Annotated in this window: 15 protein-coding genes; 11 read left to right on the top strand and 4 right to left on the bottom strand. The window is 37.2% G+C overall.

The window, feature by feature from the left end; translation table 11 throughout:
• Positions 1 to 210: 210 nt before the first annotated feature.
• The 4 genes from VB694_RS14785 (at position 211) to msrA (ending at position 3,079) form a co-directional block, all read left to right on the top strand.
• Positions 211 to 1,164 (top strand): tetratricopeptide repeat protein, encoded by a 954-nt coding sequence (locus VB694_RS14785; RefSeq protein WP_323361080.1) that lies wholly within the window; start codon positions 211 to 213, stop codon positions 1,162 to 1,164.
• Between the two features lie 86 nt (positions 1,165 to 1,250).
• On the top strand, positions 1,251 to 1,799 hold the full coding sequence (locus VB694_RS14780) for a phosphate-starvation-inducible PsiE family protein (protein WP_323361079.1): 549 nt from the start codon (positions 1,251 to 1,253) through the stop codon (positions 1,797 to 1,799).
• A gap of 184 nt (positions 1,800 to 1,983) precedes the next feature.
• Positions 1,984 to 2,223 (top strand): hypothetical protein, encoded by a 240-nt coding sequence (locus VB694_RS14775; protein ID WP_323361078.1) that lies wholly within the window; start codon positions 1,984 to 1,986, stop codon positions 2,221 to 2,223.
• A 190-nt stretch (positions 2,224 to 2,413) separates the two neighbouring features.
• Positions 2,414 to 3,079 (top strand): peptide-methionine (S)-S-oxide reductase MsrA, encoded by a 666-nt coding sequence (msrA, locus tag VB694_RS14770; RefSeq protein ID WP_323361123.1) that lies wholly within the window; start codon positions 2,414 to 2,416, stop codon positions 3,077 to 3,079.
• 222 nt (positions 3,080 to 3,301) lie between these two features.
• Here the strand turns inward: msrA and VB694_RS14765 are convergent, their stop codons facing one another.
• Positions 3,302 to 5,194, bottom strand: a complete 1,893-nt coding sequence (locus VB694_RS14765) for an ATP-binding protein (protein ID WP_323361077.1) — start codon at positions 5,192 to 5,194, stop codon at positions 3,302 to 3,304.
• Between VB694_RS14765 and VB694_RS14760 the strand changes: the two genes are divergently transcribed.
• Complete coding sequence (locus VB694_RS14760; protein WP_323361076.1) at positions 5,187 to 5,360, top strand: hypothetical protein; 174 nt, start codon at positions 5,187 to 5,189, stop codon at positions 5,358 to 5,360. The genes VB694_RS14765 and VB694_RS14760 overlap by 8 nt on opposite strands.
• A gap of 88 nt (positions 5,361 to 5,448) precedes the next feature.
• On the opposite strand, the gene VB694_RS14755 is transcribed toward VB694_RS14760, so the two are convergent.
• A complete protein-coding gene (locus VB694_RS14755; RefSeq protein WP_323361075.1) occupies positions 5,449 to 6,753 on the bottom strand; it encodes an adenylate/guanylate cyclase domain-containing protein in 1,305 nt (434 codons plus the stop codon).
• 54 nt (positions 6,754 to 6,807) lie between these two features.
• On the opposite strand from VB694_RS14755, the gene VB694_RS14750 reads away from it, so the two are divergent.
• Complete coding sequence (locus VB694_RS14750) at positions 6,808 to 8,400, top strand: DEAD/DEAH box helicase family protein (RefSeq protein ID WP_323361074.1); 1,593 nt, start codon at positions 6,808 to 6,810, stop codon at positions 8,398 to 8,400.
• Positions 8,330 to 9,550: a DUF790 family protein gene (locus VB694_RS14745; RefSeq protein ID WP_323361073.1), complete on the top strand. Its 1,221-nt coding sequence runs from the start codon at positions 8,330 to 8,332 to the stop codon at positions 9,548 to 9,550. The genes VB694_RS14750 and VB694_RS14745 overlap by 71 nt, the downstream gene beginning before the upstream one ends.
• Before the next feature lie 158 nt (positions 9,551 to 9,708).
• Here the strand turns inward: VB694_RS14745 and VB694_RS14740 are convergent, their stop codons facing one another.
• Complete coding sequence (locus VB694_RS14740; protein ID WP_323361072.1) at positions 9,709 to 10,278, bottom strand: hypothetical protein; 570 nt, start codon at positions 10,276 to 10,278, stop codon at positions 9,709 to 9,711.
• Positions 10,279 to 10,580: 302 nt separating this feature from the next.
• On the opposite strand from VB694_RS14740, the gene VB694_RS14735 reads away from it, so the two are divergent.
• Both VB694_RS14735 and VB694_RS14730 read left to right on the top strand, forming a co-directional pair.
• On the top strand, positions 10,581 to 12,626 hold the full coding sequence (locus tag VB694_RS14735; RefSeq protein ID WP_323361071.1) for a vWA domain-containing protein: 2,046 nt from the start codon (positions 10,581 to 10,583) through the stop codon (positions 12,624 to 12,626).
• Between the two features lie 352 nt (positions 12,627 to 12,978).
• On the top strand, positions 12,979 to 13,320 hold the full coding sequence (locus VB694_RS14730) for a hypothetical protein (protein WP_323361070.1): 342 nt from the start codon (positions 12,979 to 12,981) through the stop codon (positions 13,318 to 13,320).
• 28 nt (positions 13,321 to 13,348) lie between these two features.
• On the opposite strand, the gene VB694_RS14725 is transcribed toward VB694_RS14730, so the two are convergent.
• Positions 13,349 to 13,528 carry a hypothetical protein gene (locus tag VB694_RS14725; RefSeq protein ID WP_323361069.1) on the bottom strand — a complete coding sequence of 60 codons (180 nt, stop codon included), beginning with the start codon at positions 13,526 to 13,528 and terminating at the stop codon, positions 13,349 to 13,351.
• A gap of 150 nt (positions 13,529 to 13,678) precedes the next feature.
• Here VB694_RS14725 and VB694_RS14720 point away from each other — a divergent pair, with 150 nt between their 5' ends.
• A complete protein-coding gene (locus VB694_RS14720; protein ID WP_323361068.1) occupies positions 13,679 to 13,891 on the top strand; it encodes a hypothetical protein in 213 nt (70 codons plus the stop codon).
• Between the two features lie 109 nt (positions 13,892 to 14,000).
• On the top strand, positions 14,001 to 15,218 hold the full coding sequence (locus tag VB694_RS14715) for an acetate kinase (protein ID WP_323361067.1): 1,218 nt from the start codon (positions 14,001 to 14,003) through the stop codon (positions 15,216 to 15,218).
• Position 15,219: the final 1 nt, after the last annotated feature.

Below are 15,219 nucleotides of genomic sequence, written 5' to 3'. Positions count from 1 at the left end.
TCAAACATTCTGACTCCTGACTCCTGACTCCTGACTCCTGAATTCTTATTTTTTATTATCCATCCTTTAATCTCAGTTTCAAAAAATTGTAGTTTATCGTAAGGTTTAGTTGAAGTAATGTTAAGCAATACTAACTTATATGGCAAATTTAAAATTTTTGTAAAATTATTTGTTGATAACAATTTGATAACAATATTATCGAGCAAATTTATGGCATTTTCCTTACAAAAATCTTCTATAATTGGAATTTCAACTTTTCTAGCAATAAGTGTAAATATTAAACCAGTATTTTCCTTTTCTCCCCACCTCCCCACCTTCCCATCACCCCATCTCCCCCTAATAGCCCAAACTTCCCGCCAAATTGCTTTAGACTGGTTAAATCAGGGATTACAAGCGATTCAAGGGGGAAAAGTTCCAGATGCAATTATTGCTTTTCGTCAAGCGACACAATTAGATCCGACTTTAGCAGCAGCCCATTATAATTTAGGTTTAGCACTGCGACAAGTTGGACAATTGCAACCAGCAGCAAACGCATTTTATCAAGCGACGCAAGCAGATCCAAAGTTTGCACTAGCCTTTGCAAATTTAGGTGGTGCATTATTAGAAGGAAATAATTTACAGTTAGCGGTGGATTATTTACAAAGGGCGCTACAAATAGATCCAAAGTTGGGTTTTGCACATTATAACTTAGGATTAATTAGAGAAATACAAAAAGATTGGACTGGTGCGATCGCATCTTTTCAACAAGCTATAATTTATAGTCCGAATTCACCAGAACCAGCTTATCATTTAGGTTTATCTTATCTGCAACAAGGCAAAATTGAACTAGCAAAATCTGCTTTTAGTCAAGCAATAAGCATAAATCCTCGATATGCAGAGGCTTATTATAATCTGGGTTCAATTTTCTTTAATCAACGCCAATTTAACGAAGCATTAGCAGCATTTAGAAAATCTACCGATGCCAATTCTAACTATGCAGATGCTTACTATGGCGCAGGATTAGTTTTTATACAATTAAAACAATATCCAGAAGCAGTCAAAGTGATAAAATATGCCAGAGATTTATATAAAACTCAGGGTAATTCACAATGGACAATAAATGCTGAACAATTGTTAACACAAACACAAAACTTAAATAACAAATTAAATAACAACCCACGCTGAGGCATAAGCGTTAATATTACGTAACAATAAGAAAATGGGGTTAACCGGCTAGTGTGGTCTAAACTGCCATTGGAATGTAAATAGTCATGCAAAAACGCTTCAAGAGTCGGTTTTTATTTTGCGATCGCTGGTTAGATCGCCATACAATAGTTCGTAACATGGAGGCTTTTCAAGACCTAATAGTGATCATTTTGTGTTTAGCCTTGTTTGCAGTCATGTTAATCCAGTTGTGGGGTATATTTATTGCCATCACCAATTCTCTCGACTACAAAGAATTGACATCTAAAATGCTCTTTGTGCTAATTCTAGTTGAGTTATTTCGACTACTGATGGTTTACTTACAAGAGCATAGTATTTCTGTCGGTGTAGCTGTTGAAGTGGCAATTGTTTCTGTTTTGAGAGAAGTAGTAGTTCACGGTGCGCTGGATATTTCAGGAGTACAAACAGCAGCAATTTGTGGTTTATTACTCATTTTGGGCGGCTTGTTATTAGTGTGTGCAAAAACACCGCACATGGATTGTATGAGTGCTAACACAAAATCTTGTCCTATTGTCCATCAAGGACATAAAGAAAGACAAAATGAGTGGGAATTTCAGTATGCAGATGAATATGATGAAAATCAACTTATTCCTTAGAAAATAAGTCAATGGGTAGAAAAAAATCATACCCGGTAGGGGTTTAGCAATGGGCTTTACCCCTACTTCTGTCTGAGGATAATACTGAGGATAATAATTTGTAAGCGTTCAGGTAGATGAATCAAACTTTAAGAGACAGTATAAATAAATAAAATAAATACCTTTAATTAAGGAGTGAAAAATCATGACTACAGGTAACGGACAATCTCAACAACCAATTAGTAATTTAGAATATGATTTTATTACCGTACTGCACAACAAAGCCGCAGCAGTACAGTCCTATGATCGTTACATTCAAGATGCTCAAGAAGCAAATTCTCAACCTTGTGTAGAACTGTTCCAAAAATTGCGGCAATCAGAAATTGACGAAGCACATGAAATTCGTCATCATCTGCAAGCAGTAATGGCACACGGAAAAATGTAAATCTGGAATTTGTAGGGTGCGTTACAGTGTTTTTAACGCACCATTAGCACCTTCTAAGATAACTTTGAATCACAATCATGTTTTCTGGGAAATTCCTGAGAGAAATAAAGGAGCGTGTTCTTTCTTCAAGAATGATTTAGGATTGCTATATATAAAGTTAAGCAATCATTCATCACATTCATCAAAAACAATGGGAATATTCGGATTTGGCAAAAAACTGAGCATAATTACACCTGAGCAAGCGTTACCAGGTCGTACAGAAACAATGCCAGTACCCGCAAAACACTACGTTAATAGCAACCCTCTCAAACCTCCGTTTCCTGAAGGTATGGAAACAGCAATGTTTGGTTTAGGCTGTTTTTGGGGTGCAGAACGCAAATTTTGGCAACAAAATGGAGTTTACAGCACTGCGGTAGGTTATGCTGCTGGTTACACACCCAACCCCACCTACAGGGAAGTATGCACTGGTATGACCGGACACAATGAAGTAGTGCTAGTTGTGTTTGATCCCCAAGTAATTACTTATTCCCAACTGCTAAAAGTTTTCTGGGAAAGCCACAACCCCACCCAAGGGATGCGTCAAGGTAATGATAGCGGTACTCAATACCGTTCGGGTATTTACGTATATTCCCCAGAACAAAAGCAACTCGCAGAAGCATCACGGGATGCTTATCAACCAGCTTTAGAAAAAGCAGGGTATGGGCAAATTACCACAGAAATTTTAGATGCACCTGAATTTTACTATGCTGAAGACTACCATCAACAGTATTTAGCTAAAAATCCCGGTGGTTATTGCGGTTTAGGTGGTACTAATGTTGCTTGTCCTGTGGGTGTGTTTGAAAATGCCATTAATTAGAAACTAAAACAGTAGGTTGGGTTGACGCAAGGAAACCCAACATTAAAAGATTTCCTTGAACAGAAAAGCGGTCTAACGAGATCAAATCTGTTTAGTGATAGGATTTATGCCTTCTGATGCACCCTACAAGAGATATTTAATCTAACCTCTGAACAAAAAAGCAATCACTCCCACCCAAATCATAATGGGGACTGGGAAAATATTTTAACCAATTACCAATTATCATGTTCTTCCCGCTAAATTAGCCACCACTGCTGCTAATTCCCCTGCATTTACTGGTTTAGGAATATGTAATTGAAACCCAGCTAATAAAGCTTGGGTACGGTCTTCTGATCTAGCATAAGCTGTTAATGCCACTGCGGGAATTTTCCCTCCTTGATCACTAGGAAGACTTCTAACTTTACGAATAAATGTATAGCCATCTTCTTCGGGCATTCCAATATCACTAATTAATATATCTGGTTGAAATTGTGATAAAGCTGTCATTGCTTCTGTTGCAGAAGTCACAGCCATAACTTGAGCGCCATATTGTCCTAAAATTGTGGTTAGCAAATTTCGAGCATCTGCTTCATCATCAACAACAAGCACCCGCAAATCCTGAAGAATTGATAATTGATGATTAACAAAATTAGCATTCACAATCACTGGATTCTGTGTTGATGTATCGCATTCTCTAACAACGACTTTCATTGGTAAATTGATGATGAAAGTTGATCCCTGTTCTATTCCTGGACTGGTAGCGGTAACTGTGCCTCCGTGTAGTTCTACTAAATGACGGACTACAGCTAATCCTAATCCTAATCCACCATGTAATCGTGTAGTTGAACTATCAGCTTGGCAGAAACGTTCAAATACATGAGGTAAAAATTCGGCAGAAATTCCCACTCCAGTATCACTGACTTGAATTTGTACACGGGAATTAATGCGCTCTATTTTTACCTCAACTCTTCCCCCCTTGGGTGTAAATTTGACAGCGTTGGAGAGCAAATTCCAGATGATTTGTTGGAAGCGGTTAGCATCACCTATCACTACCCCCAGTCCTGGGTCAAATTCTGATTTAATGCAAATATGTTTAGCATCCGCAGCAGGGCGCACAGTATCTATTGCTGCTTCTACTACTGGGGCAAGCTCCACCGGACTCAAATTTAAGCGCAGGTTGCCACGAATAATTCGAGAAACATCTAAAACATCTTCAATTAATTTTGCTAGTGCGTGACTATTGCGGTCAATGGTTTCCAATGCCTTAGCGGTGGTAGTCTCATCAAACTTACGACTTTTGAGTAGCTGTGTCCACCCTAACATGGCATTGAGAGGAGTACGGAGTTCGTGGGAAAGTGTGGCTAAAAATTCATCTTTGATGCGGTTAGCAGCTTCTGCTTCAGCCCTAGCTGCTTTTTCTCGCTCTAGTAATTGTTCCCGTTCTTGCTCTGCTTGCTTGCGTTGACTGACATCGACAACAAAACCAATTACTTGCTCGGAATTATTTTCTAATAATGCTAAACCTATTAAAATACTAACGCGGCTGCCATCTTTACGAATATATTGTTTTTCAAATGGTTGACAAACTCCGTGAGTTTTGAGTTCCATCGCTGCATTATTGCTTATTTCTAGATATTCTGGAGGTGTCATTTCTCGCCAGTTTACTCTTCCTGCCAGTAGTTCTTCTGGTGTATAACCCACCATTTCTAAAAAGGCATCATTGGCTTCTAAAATTCTGCTATTCATATCAGCTATGATCACACCAATGATATTGGCTTCTTTCAAGCGCCGAAATCGTGACTCACTCGCTGCTAAATATTGAATATTTATTTCTAATTTCTTTTTGGCAATACGTAATTCTGAATTAAGCCAACTAATAAATATTGTGATAAATATAAATATTCCTAAATTAATTACACTATTAAAACTATCTACAATCAGTGAAAATTTAGGATTGATTAAAAAGTAGTTAACAACTAGAGCAGATAAAAAAGTAGCTAATAATCCCGGCTTAGTGCCACCATAGGAGGTACTGATGGCTATAGCCGCAAAAAATAGCATAAAAATAGATTGTTGTAGTAATGGCTGTAACATTAATGTTAGTACCAAGGCGATACAAATAGATGTAATGGACACAGCATATTTTGATAGAAGGAAATCTTTTCCTTTCAATGTGGCATCTCCTTTAGGATTACAAACTACTAGAAGTCATCCAATTTCTGAAACACTGCAAGATAACTCCAAAATTATTATGCAACGGCGGAATACAGAACTAACATTTTCTGATTATGAATCTACCTAAAGTAGTAAAAATCGGATTAAGCAAGGAATTTATGGTATATAATATACTATTTTAAGTATATTGTTAACAGTGTTAATGAAAAGAAAACTTATTGATTATTTAACTTCGCCCCCAGGAGTAAATAAGTGATCATTTCTCCTTTACCTTTAACTTGAATTAAGCCGCGTTTTTGCAGTAAATAGTCTTCTTTGAGCAAATCATAGCTGGCTTCGCAAACCTGAATAAAATCTGGTATTCCATGTGATTCCATTCTACTGGCAGTATTAACTGTATCTCCCCACAGGTCATAAGCGAATTTTTTTAAACCAATTACTCCTGCTACTACTGGTCCTGTGCTAATACCAATACGGATACGAAATGATTGATTTTGTTCTTGGTTAAATTGATTTACAGCCTGTTGCATATCCAGCGCCATATTTGCTATAGCTATAGCATGATCACTGCGATGACTAGGTAAACCTGCAACTGCCATATAAGCATCCCCAATAGTTTTAATTTTTTCGATTCCATGCAGTTCTGCTAATTCATCAAATAAGCAGAAGATTTCGTTTAATAACTCCACTAATTGCGGTGGAGAAGTATGGCTAGAAAGTTCTGTAAATCCAACGATATCAGCAAATAATACTGTTACTTCTAAAAAACTATCAGCAATAGTTGTAGGTTGTTGTTTTAATTGATCAGCTATCACTTGGGGTAAAATATTTAAAATTAGTTTTTCTGATTGTTTTTGAGCTATTTCTAATTCTTGTCTGGCTCTAAACTCCTTTTTTCTCAATTTTTCATATAAATAAACTGAAAATACACAAATGATGGCTGTCCAAAAGCAATACATTCCATTTTCTATATATAAAGATAATGGATGTCTAAATTGGGGACGATAGATCAAGTATAATCCTAAATAACAGATAATTGTGCCAATTTGGGAGATGAGATGAGTTCGCCATAATACGGGAATAAGTGTTGCTTGGGTAATAAACATCAAGTTCCAAATATTAGTAAAAGGCTCGACAAAATCAAACAAAACGGCTGTATAAATTTGGATGACACAAGTTACTGACCAGGATAGATTTAAAAACATTACGTGTGGGTAACGTTCACCTATTTTAGTTCTGCACAATAACCAACAAATAAAAATGAAAAATTCAATTAATAACCCAATTTTTAAAGCGTAAATTTTTCCATTTGGTTGTTGGTTGTTCCAGATAAAGAAAGCAGTTAGTGTGACACCAACAATCAGCATGATTTGTGTCTGCAATTCTAAACGCTTGAGTATAAAGCGTCGCCGCTGTTCTCTGTAGGATTCAACTAGGCTTACATCCATTTGCAAGTCCAATATTTCGGGAGTAAACAGCGCCTCTAGTCGAGTTATACCAAAATCTCTTTTGGGAATCATGCACTTTTTGGGTTATGAGTAATTAAAGATGAATGAGTTGGGAGAAAACCTAACATGGGTCGCAACCCTACTTTAACTTTTGATCGTGGCACGTTAATTTTACACCCTCCACCACGCTGTAAAGCCTGGATAGATTTTGCTACATGGGATGATAGAATTGAAAAATTTCGCATTCCTGCCATTAGATACCGTTGTTTAGTCGAAGCACTGCAAGCTGAAGATACAAATTTTACTGATGAAGCCAAGCAATTTTATCCTTTAGAGTTGGTTGCTAGTTTAGAAATGACTCCCTATCCCCACCAAAATGAGGCTTTAGCGGCTTGGAAATTGGCGGGTAGGCAGGGGGTTGTGGTACTACCAACGGCGGCGGGTAAGACTTATTTGGCACAAATGGCCATGCAAGCAACACCACGCACGACGTTAATTGTTGTGCCGACTTTGGATTTGATGCACCAGTGGTATGCACACCTGACAGCGGCTTTTCCTGATGCGGAGTTGGGTTTGTTGGGAGGTGGTTCACGGGATAGAACACCAATTTTGGTAGCAACTTATGACAGTGCGGCTATTCATGCGGAAAGTTTGGGTAATAAATATGCTTTGATTATTTTTGATGAATGCCATCATTTACCTACGGATTTTAATCGAGTTATTGCTGAATATGCGATCGCACCCTATCGGTTAGGACTTTCTGCAACACCAGAACGCACCGATGGTAAACACGCTGATTTAAATATTCTCATTGGCAGAGAAGTTTATCGCCAACGTGCTGAAGATTTGGCTGGTAAGGCTTTAGCAGAACATCAAATTGTACAGATAAAAGTCAAGTTATCCCAACTTGAAAGGGAAAGATATAATCAGTTAATTCAAACCCGTAATGATTTTTTAAAGCAATCTCGCATTTCTTTGGGAAGTTTACAAGGTTGGCAAACTTTTGTGCAAATGAGTGCGCGATCGCAAAATGGACGCAGGGCGATGTTAGCACATCGTCAAGCCAAAGAAATCGCTCTGGGGACTGATGGTAAATTAAGAATTCTGATGGATTTACTAGCCGAACATTACCCCGCCAGAGTGTTGATTTTTACGGCTGATAATGCTACAGTCTATCGCATTTCTCAAGATTTATTAATTCCCGCTATCACTCATCAAACTCCGGTTAAAGAAAGACATGAAATTTTGTCTAAATTTAAGGAGGGTACATATAATACTTTAGTGGCTTCTCATGTCTTAAATGAAGGTGTTGATGTTCCTGCTGCTTCTATCGCCATTATTCTTTCTGGTACTGGTTCAGCTAGGGAATATATTCAGCGTTTGGGTAGGGTTTTACGTAAGGGAAATATAGAAAATAAACAAGCAATTTTATATGAAGTTATAGCTGAGGATACGAGTGAAGAAGGAACTTCTGCTAGAAGACGAGGAGAGAATAAAAGCAGAGGAGCAGGGGAGCAGGGGAGCAGGGAAGAGAAGGATAAAAAAGGGAATTTAAGAGTTGTGTATGGTGGTGGAAAAGAAAGAGAAAAGGAAGGAGATTTGCGGGCGGCTGAACAGTTAGAAATTAATTATTCAACACAGAAGAAGGATGTTAACAACGGAGTTATTGATTCATCGTCAAAACGGGGAAGAAATCATCCCGAAGAGACTGAAACTTGATCAAAAACATTTGGGTTTAGCTAGTGATTTAATTAGGTTTTTTCAGGAGGCCGTGGGGAAATCTCAAGGGGTTCTTGAACGTCAATTAGCTGATTTTGAAGGTGATACTACTGATTATCGGACTAAGCGCGGTTTGGCTTACATTCTGAAAAGTAGTTTCTGTACTTTTGAAGTTGTTAGTCCTCTCGAACCCATTATGTTACGAGAACGGGTTTTTAGTTTGGCTGCAAAATCTGTTCCTAGTCGAGAAGCTACTGAAGTTACTTTGAGTAAAGTTGCTGATGAGTTAAGTCAGGAATTACAACACGAAGTTTTACCAATTCAAGTCCGAGATGGTCTTTATGCTGATTTATCTGAAAATAAAATCTTAACCGCTTTTGATACCCCTAAACCTGAAGATTTATTACATCGTTATAATTTGTCTCAGGTACAAGGTGTTTTTTATAAATCTACTCAATTGGTGTTAAATGCTCATCGCAATGTACCAGGAGAATATAAGCTATTATTTCGTTATTTAAAACTGTTTCAATTAATGGCTTATATTGAAGGTGATGCTGACCACGGTTTTACTATTAGTATTGATGGTCCAACCAGTTTGTTTAGTCCTAGTACCCGTTATGGATTATCAATAGCGAAAATGATTCCGGCTTTGCTTCATGTCACAAAATGGAGTTTAAGCACAACTTTACAAACTAGAGATTTTTATACAAATGAATGGAAAACAGGACGGTTTACTCTCAATTCTGAATGTGGTTTAGTTTCTCACTATCCCCCTGGTAAGCCTTATGATAGTATGTTGGAACAATCTTTTGCTGATAAATGGGATGCTTTAAAAAGCGGATGGATCTTAGAGCGAGAAGTTGATTTAATTCCTATTCCTGGTAGTGTGATGATTCCCGATTTTCGTCTTGTTCATCCTGATGGAAGAAATTTTTTATTAGAAATTGTTGGTTATTGGCGACCGGAATATTTACAAAAGAAGTTTTCCCAGGTACGTCGTGCAAATTGCGATAATTTAATTTTGGCAATTTCTGAAAAATTGAATTTAGAAAAGGCTGGTATTAAATTAGATAATGTTCCTGCTAGAATTGTTTGGTTTAAAGAAAAGTTGTTACCAAAAGCAGTTTTAGCAGTAATGGATGATGAGTGATAGCCATTTCTTCTATTGTGCTTAAAAAAAGCATATTGCGCTCCTTTTCGTATTGATTAAGTTTATTTTTAAATTCCTGATACCCATATCTCCGACTTCTGCCTTCAATTCACAATTTATTGACAGGATAATTAAAGAAGTCGGGAATCTTATCACTCTTAATTATTACTGCTCAAATTCTGATTAATTACCTGTTCAAACTCCTCTAAAGAATTGACATTAATACTAGGTAAAAGTAAATTTTCTAACACAGATATATCATCAATTTGATTGATAGATTTGATGATATAATCCGGTATACTATCAAAGCGATTTTGAAGAATTTTGATAATATCTTGTTTGCGAGTTTCTTTAGCTCCTATTTGCTGACCTATTTGTTGACCTATTTGTTGACCTCTTTCTAGTGCCATTTCTTCTATTGTGCTTAAAAAAGGCATATTGCGCTCCTTTTCGTATTGATTAAGTTTATTTTTAAATTCCAGTTCTAGTTGCAGTGGTAAAGTCATCATTTTATCAAGGAATTTACCTAAATTAATGATATCAAATTTAGTTAAGCCCCTTTCATATAAACCTCTGACTAAATTCCATTTCCATTGTTCTCTTTGGGTTAAATTGCTAGTAGTAGCTTTGGTTTTTAAATGAGCCATGACTACTGTTGCGAAGATATTATCACTTGCTTCTAAGTCCTCCCACTGATAATCTAAGAGTTTCACTTTACTGAAAGTCATTTTAACTTGGCTTTCTCCAATGCCATATTCATAAGAATTTGGTCGCCAAGTGTTACTCTCATCTCCTAGTATAGCTAAACTGATGACGGGTTTATTATATAAATCAAATTATATATTTATAATATCAACAATTGTATCAATCCTGCTGATATTATTTATGCTTATGAGCTTTACCCCTAAATAAATTAATGATGGTAGGAGGAATAAAAGTAGTTACCAAAACTGTAACGGTGTTAAATTTCATCCTACTTAGGAATATTCTAGGTAATAACAACCAACATCTTTAATGTGAGGATTTAGTCATGTCTTACCCCGTACCTTCCAAAACCTGGCAGCGTGCAAGTATTTTAATACTACTCCTATTAATTCCAACAGTAGGAATAGCGGTGTTACGTCAATCGCTAACAGTAGCAGTACCAGCAAATCAAACTACATCAGTTAACCCCGTTCCACTTAATCACCCAGACTACCAAGCACTACAAACATTAGTTAAAAATTATAGTTGTCTGGTTTCAGTTCCTAATTTTGGAACTCTTCCTATTAACCGCATAGAATTTGCTACAGTTCTCAATGCTTGTGTAGAACAAATGAATGGACTGATAACTACTAACTCCACAATTGTCACTCAAACAGACCTCAAAACCCTAGAACGGTTACAAAAAGAATTTACATCAGAGTTAGCAACTCTCAACAATTCCAAAGATGAATTAGAAGTTAAAAGGGAAATTATTCCCAATCAATCTACCAGCAATATTAAACCATCAGGTGTAGTCACAGCAAAACCACTGAATTTACCAGCTAGTTCAGCTGTTGTGAATGAATCCTATGCTACTCGTGGTGGAATTGCTAAACATACATTTGCAAATGGTGTTCGTGGTGGTATGCTGACTGCTGAACCGCAAACAGGTGAAAAATTCAACACAGAAAACTATAACCGCATTGATGATAACCCTTTTCGGACTGTTAGTAATGACCCCCTTTCTACCTTTTCTATAGATGTAGATACAGCATCTTATAGTAATGTCCGTAGGTTTCTTAATCAAGGACAATTACCACCTAAAGATGCCGTCAGAATCGAAGAGTTGATTAATTATTTCAGTTATAATTATCCTCAACCCACAGGAAATAAACCTTTTTCTGTCACTACTGAAGTTTCTACTGCACCCTGGAATCCTCAACATAGATTAGTACAGGTAGGTTTAAAAGGTAAAAGCTTAGAAACTGCAACTTTACCACCTAGTAATTTAGTGTTTTTAATTGATGTTTCTGGTTCTATGGATGCACCAAATAAATTACCTTTAGTCCAAGAATCTATTAAATTACTAGTTAATAAATTACGTCCTCAAGATAGAGTTAGTTTAGTAGTTTATGCTGGTAACGCTGGTTTAGTTTTACCTGCTACTTCTGGTAGTGAAAAAACTAAGATTATCACAGCTATTGACAGATTAAACGCTGGTGGTTCTACTGCTGGTGGTGAGGGTATTGAATTAGCTTACAGAATTGCTAAACAAAATTTTCTCAAGTCTGGTAATAACAGAGTAATTTTAGCTACTGATGGAGATTTTAACGTCGGGGTTTCTGGTGATGCGGAATTAACTAGATTAATTGAACAAAAACGCGAACAGGGAATTTTTCTCACAGTTCTAGGATTTGGTACTGGCAACTATAAAGATGGTAAAATGGAACAATTAGCTAATAAAGGTAATGGCAATTATGCCTATATTGATACCTTATTAGAAGCGAAAAAAGTTTTAGTTAATGATATTCGGGGAACTCTGTTTACTATTGCTAAAGATGTCAAAATTCAGGTGGAATTTAATCCGGCTAAAGTCCAAGCTTATCGGTTAGTTGGTTACGAAAATCGTATTTTGCAAAATCAAGATTTCAATGATGATAAAAAAGATGCTGGTGAAATTGGTACAGGTCATTCTGTAACGGCATTATATGAAATTATTCCCACGGGAATTAAAAGTGATGTAAAATTACCAGAGGTAGATCCTTTGCGTTATCAACGTTCTAGTGAAACCACTTCTGATACTGCTGATAATGAAATGATGTTGGTAAAATTACGTTATAAATTACCCCAGGATAGCACCAGTCAATTAATTACTCAAACTATCAAAGATAGTGATTTTAAAGTTGACCAAATCCCCTCCACTAATTTGAGATTTGCGGCTGGGGTAGCTACTTTTGGGATGATATTACGTGATTCTGAGTACAAGGGAAATGCTAACTATGATTTGGTGATGCAATTGGCAACTCAAGGTAAGGGGGAAGACCAAGAAGGGTATCGGGGTGAGTTTATTCGCTTGGTAGAGCAATCTAGGGAGTTAATGACCAGGAAGTAAGTAAACCAGGACTTACGCAAAATCATCAAGAACTGTAGCAATAGAACGGAGCGTAATATCAGTCATACCGCAGAGAAATAAGAGTTTGGGAGAGTTTTTGCGTAAGTCCCAATATAAAATAAAAAAAAATCAATTTAAACTCAAAACATGACTACGATTCTGAGCCGCCCAATTTGGACAACAGATTTAGAACTGGGAATTTTTGATAACATCATTAATCAACACGCACCGCATATTCCCAAAAACTCCAGCCTTCTGAATTCTTAATTAATGTATGTGAAAACACAAATCTATCGAAGGTATGATTTATAATTCTCAGCAGTAAGAATACGTTTATAAAAAACTCAAAACCATGAAAACTAAAATTTCAGCCACCTTAGCGATTATAGCTGCCTTCGTGGGCATAAATGGCGCTGCCTATGGACAATCAACATCACAGATCCAAACAGGCAGTTTTACTTTAAAGGGCGATTCTTTAGTTAATATTAATGATCGCAGTTCAGCTAATGATTTTGGCAACTTTTTTGAAAAAATGTCCAATAATCAAAGTTCAGAAAATACGGTTTCTGAAGAATTACCCTTGAGTGAGTCAATAACAATTCCTTCTACTCCTATATTTTTACAACCCGCATATCAAAATCTTAACGAAAATGATGGATTACAGTTGCAGTTAGATTTGAGTGATAATCAATAATTCCTAATATCTGATAGATATAAACTAATCATCTTCTGATTAGCTTACCCTGGTTATTAGCTGCTGCGATCGCTCTAGGATTAGCAGTAAATACCTGAATACCTGGTACTGTCACAAAATCACCATCATCAGTAATGATTTTATCAATTGATTCCTGACCCATAGACTCAAGAATAAACAAGTCATAGCCATCTAAGTAGTTGACCAATAGCCATTGGTGTCAACTTAACGTAAAACCCTTAATAAATAAGGAGTAGGAAAAGAGCGATGGCGCGGAATGCACTGCTATAGGCGATGGTATTCCACCCACTAAAGGCGATCGCTACGGAGGGCTTCGCTATCGCTAGATTTAAGAGTGATGCGCCTGCCAAAAGAAAAAATATCAGTAGAAATGGTTTTTAGAAGTCTATATTATGTAGCTAAATCCGTAGAAAGGGGTGAAAATCCCGATATCGTCACCTCTAAAGTCCAACGAGCCAAATTACTTGGTTTAGTCAAAGCTATCAGGAAACGACATCGAGAAACACAACAAATCAGAGAGCAAATTTGGGAGGCTGTACCGTTAAGTTGACACCAATGAGCAATGCTAAACCCCTACAAATTATCAAATTCATCAATTTATCTCTCTTCATCTGCGTACATCTGCGTTTATCTGCGTTTCTCTCCTTGATAATTTTTCTATGAAAATACTCGTATTAAATGCCGGTTCCAGTAGTCAAAAAAGTTGTTTGTATGAAATTACAGACGCAACTCTTACCCAACAGCCACCCCAACCTCTTTGGGAGGGAAAAATTGACTGGACTCAAGACCGAAGTGTGGCAGAAATTGAGGTAAAAACCGCGACTGGTGAGGTACTGCAAGAATCAATTGATGGTGACTCCCGTACAGCACACGTTGCTTATATGCTTGATACTCTAACTCATGGTGCTACTCAGGTAATTAGTGAGTTATCAGCAATTGATGTGGTGGGACATCGGGTAGTGCATGGTGGGTTAGATTACCGAGATAGTGTAATAATTACTGAAGATGTAAAAAAAGCGATCGCTCATCTTTCAAACCTAGCACCAGCGCATAATCCAGCGGCTTTAGAGGGCATAGAAGCCATTGAACAAAGCTTGGGAAATGTTAAACAAGTGGCAGTATTTGATACTAGCTTTCACAGCACTTTACCTGATGCCGCTGCTATCTATCCCGGTCCCTATGAATGGGTAGAACAAGGTATCCGTCGCTACGGCTTCCATGGTATTAGTCACCAATACTGTGCTAACCGTGCAGCGCAAATTCTCAATCGTGATTTAACATCTCTACGCTTAATAACCTGTCATTTGGGTAACGGTTGTTCTTTAGCAGCGGTTAACAATAGTCGCAGTATTGATACCACGATGGGTTTTACACCTTTAGATGGTTTGATGATGGGAAGTCGTTGCGGTTCAATTGATCCAGGAATTTTAATTTATCTGTTACGTCAGTCTGATTACTCAGCAGAAAGCTTAGATCATGTTTTAAATAAAGCTTCTGGTCTACGAGGAATTTCGGGTATTTCTAGTGATTTCCGAGAAATCAAAGCGGCAATGGAACAAGGTAATGAGCGTGCTAAACTAGCTTATGATATTTACGTACATCGTTTGCGGGCTGGTATCGGTTCTATGTTGGCTAGTTTAGGGGGGTTAGATGCGCTAGTATTTACTGCTGGAGTAGGCGAAAAATCCGCATTAATAAGACAAGCAGCTTGTGAAGCTTGGGAATTTTTGGGACTGAAAATAGATGTTGAGAAAAATCAACAACAGCCTATTGATGTAGATATTGCTACAGATGATTCAAATGTGCGAGTATTAGTTATACATACTCAAGAAGATTGGGCGATCGCTCAACAATGTTGGCAATTATTACATCAATAGG

The sequence above is a fragment of the Anabaena sp. UHCC 0451 genome (assembly GCF_034931405.1).
Taxonomy (GTDB): Bacteria; Cyanobacteriota; Cyanobacteriia; order Cyanobacteriales; family Nostocaceae; genus RDYJ01.
This window is presented reverse-complemented; position numbering and strand designations above follow the sequence as displayed.

Bases quoted from the DNA above. Each gene is read 5' to 3' on its own strand.
- msrA (WP_323361123.1), top strand. From the start codon at position 2,414: ATGGGAATATTCGGATTTGGCAAAAAACTGAGCATAATTACACCTGAG.
- VB694_RS14740 (WP_323361072.1), bottom strand. From the start codon at position 10,278: ATGACTTTCAGTAAAGTGAAACTCTTAGATTATCAGTGGGAGGACTTA.
- VB694_RS14715 (WP_323361067.1), top strand. From the start codon at position 14,001: ATGAAAATACTCGTATTAAATGCCGGTTCCAGTAGTCAAAAAAGTTGT.
- VB694_RS14780 (WP_323361079.1), top strand. From the start codon at position 1,251: ATGCAAAAACGCTTCAAGAGTCGGTTTTTATTTTGCGATCGCTGGTTA.
- VB694_RS14785 (WP_323361080.1), top strand. From the start codon at position 211: ATGGCATTTTCCTTACAAAAATCTTCTATAATTGGAATTTCAACTTTT.
- VB694_RS14760 (WP_323361076.1), top strand. From the start codon at position 5,187: ATGGACACAGCATATTTTGATAGAAGGAAATCTTTTCCTTTCAATGTG.
- VB694_RS14720 (WP_323361068.1), top strand. From the start codon at position 13,679: ATGCGCCTGCCAAAAGAAAAAATATCAGTAGAAATGGTTTTTAGAAGT.
- VB694_RS14730 (WP_323361070.1), top strand. From the start codon at position 12,979: ATGAAAACTAAAATTTCAGCCACCTTAGCGATTATAGCTGCCTTCGTG.
- VB694_RS14735 (WP_323361071.1), top strand. From the start codon at position 10,581: ATGTCTTACCCCGTACCTTCCAAAACCTGGCAGCGTGCAAGTATTTTA.
- VB694_RS14745 (WP_323361073.1), top strand. From the start codon at position 8,330: ATGTTAACAACGGAGTTATTGATTCATCGTCAAAACGGGGAAGAAATC.
- VB694_RS14750 (WP_323361074.1), top strand. From the start codon at position 6,808: ATGGGTCGCAACCCTACTTTAACTTTTGATCGTGGCACGTTAATTTTA.
- VB694_RS14775 (WP_323361078.1), top strand. From the start codon at position 1,984: ATGACTACAGGTAACGGACAATCTCAACAACCAATTAGTAATTTAGAA.
- VB694_RS14755 (WP_323361075.1), bottom strand. From the start codon at position 6,753: ATGATTCCCAAAAGAGATTTTGGTATAACTCGACTAGAGGCGCTGTTT.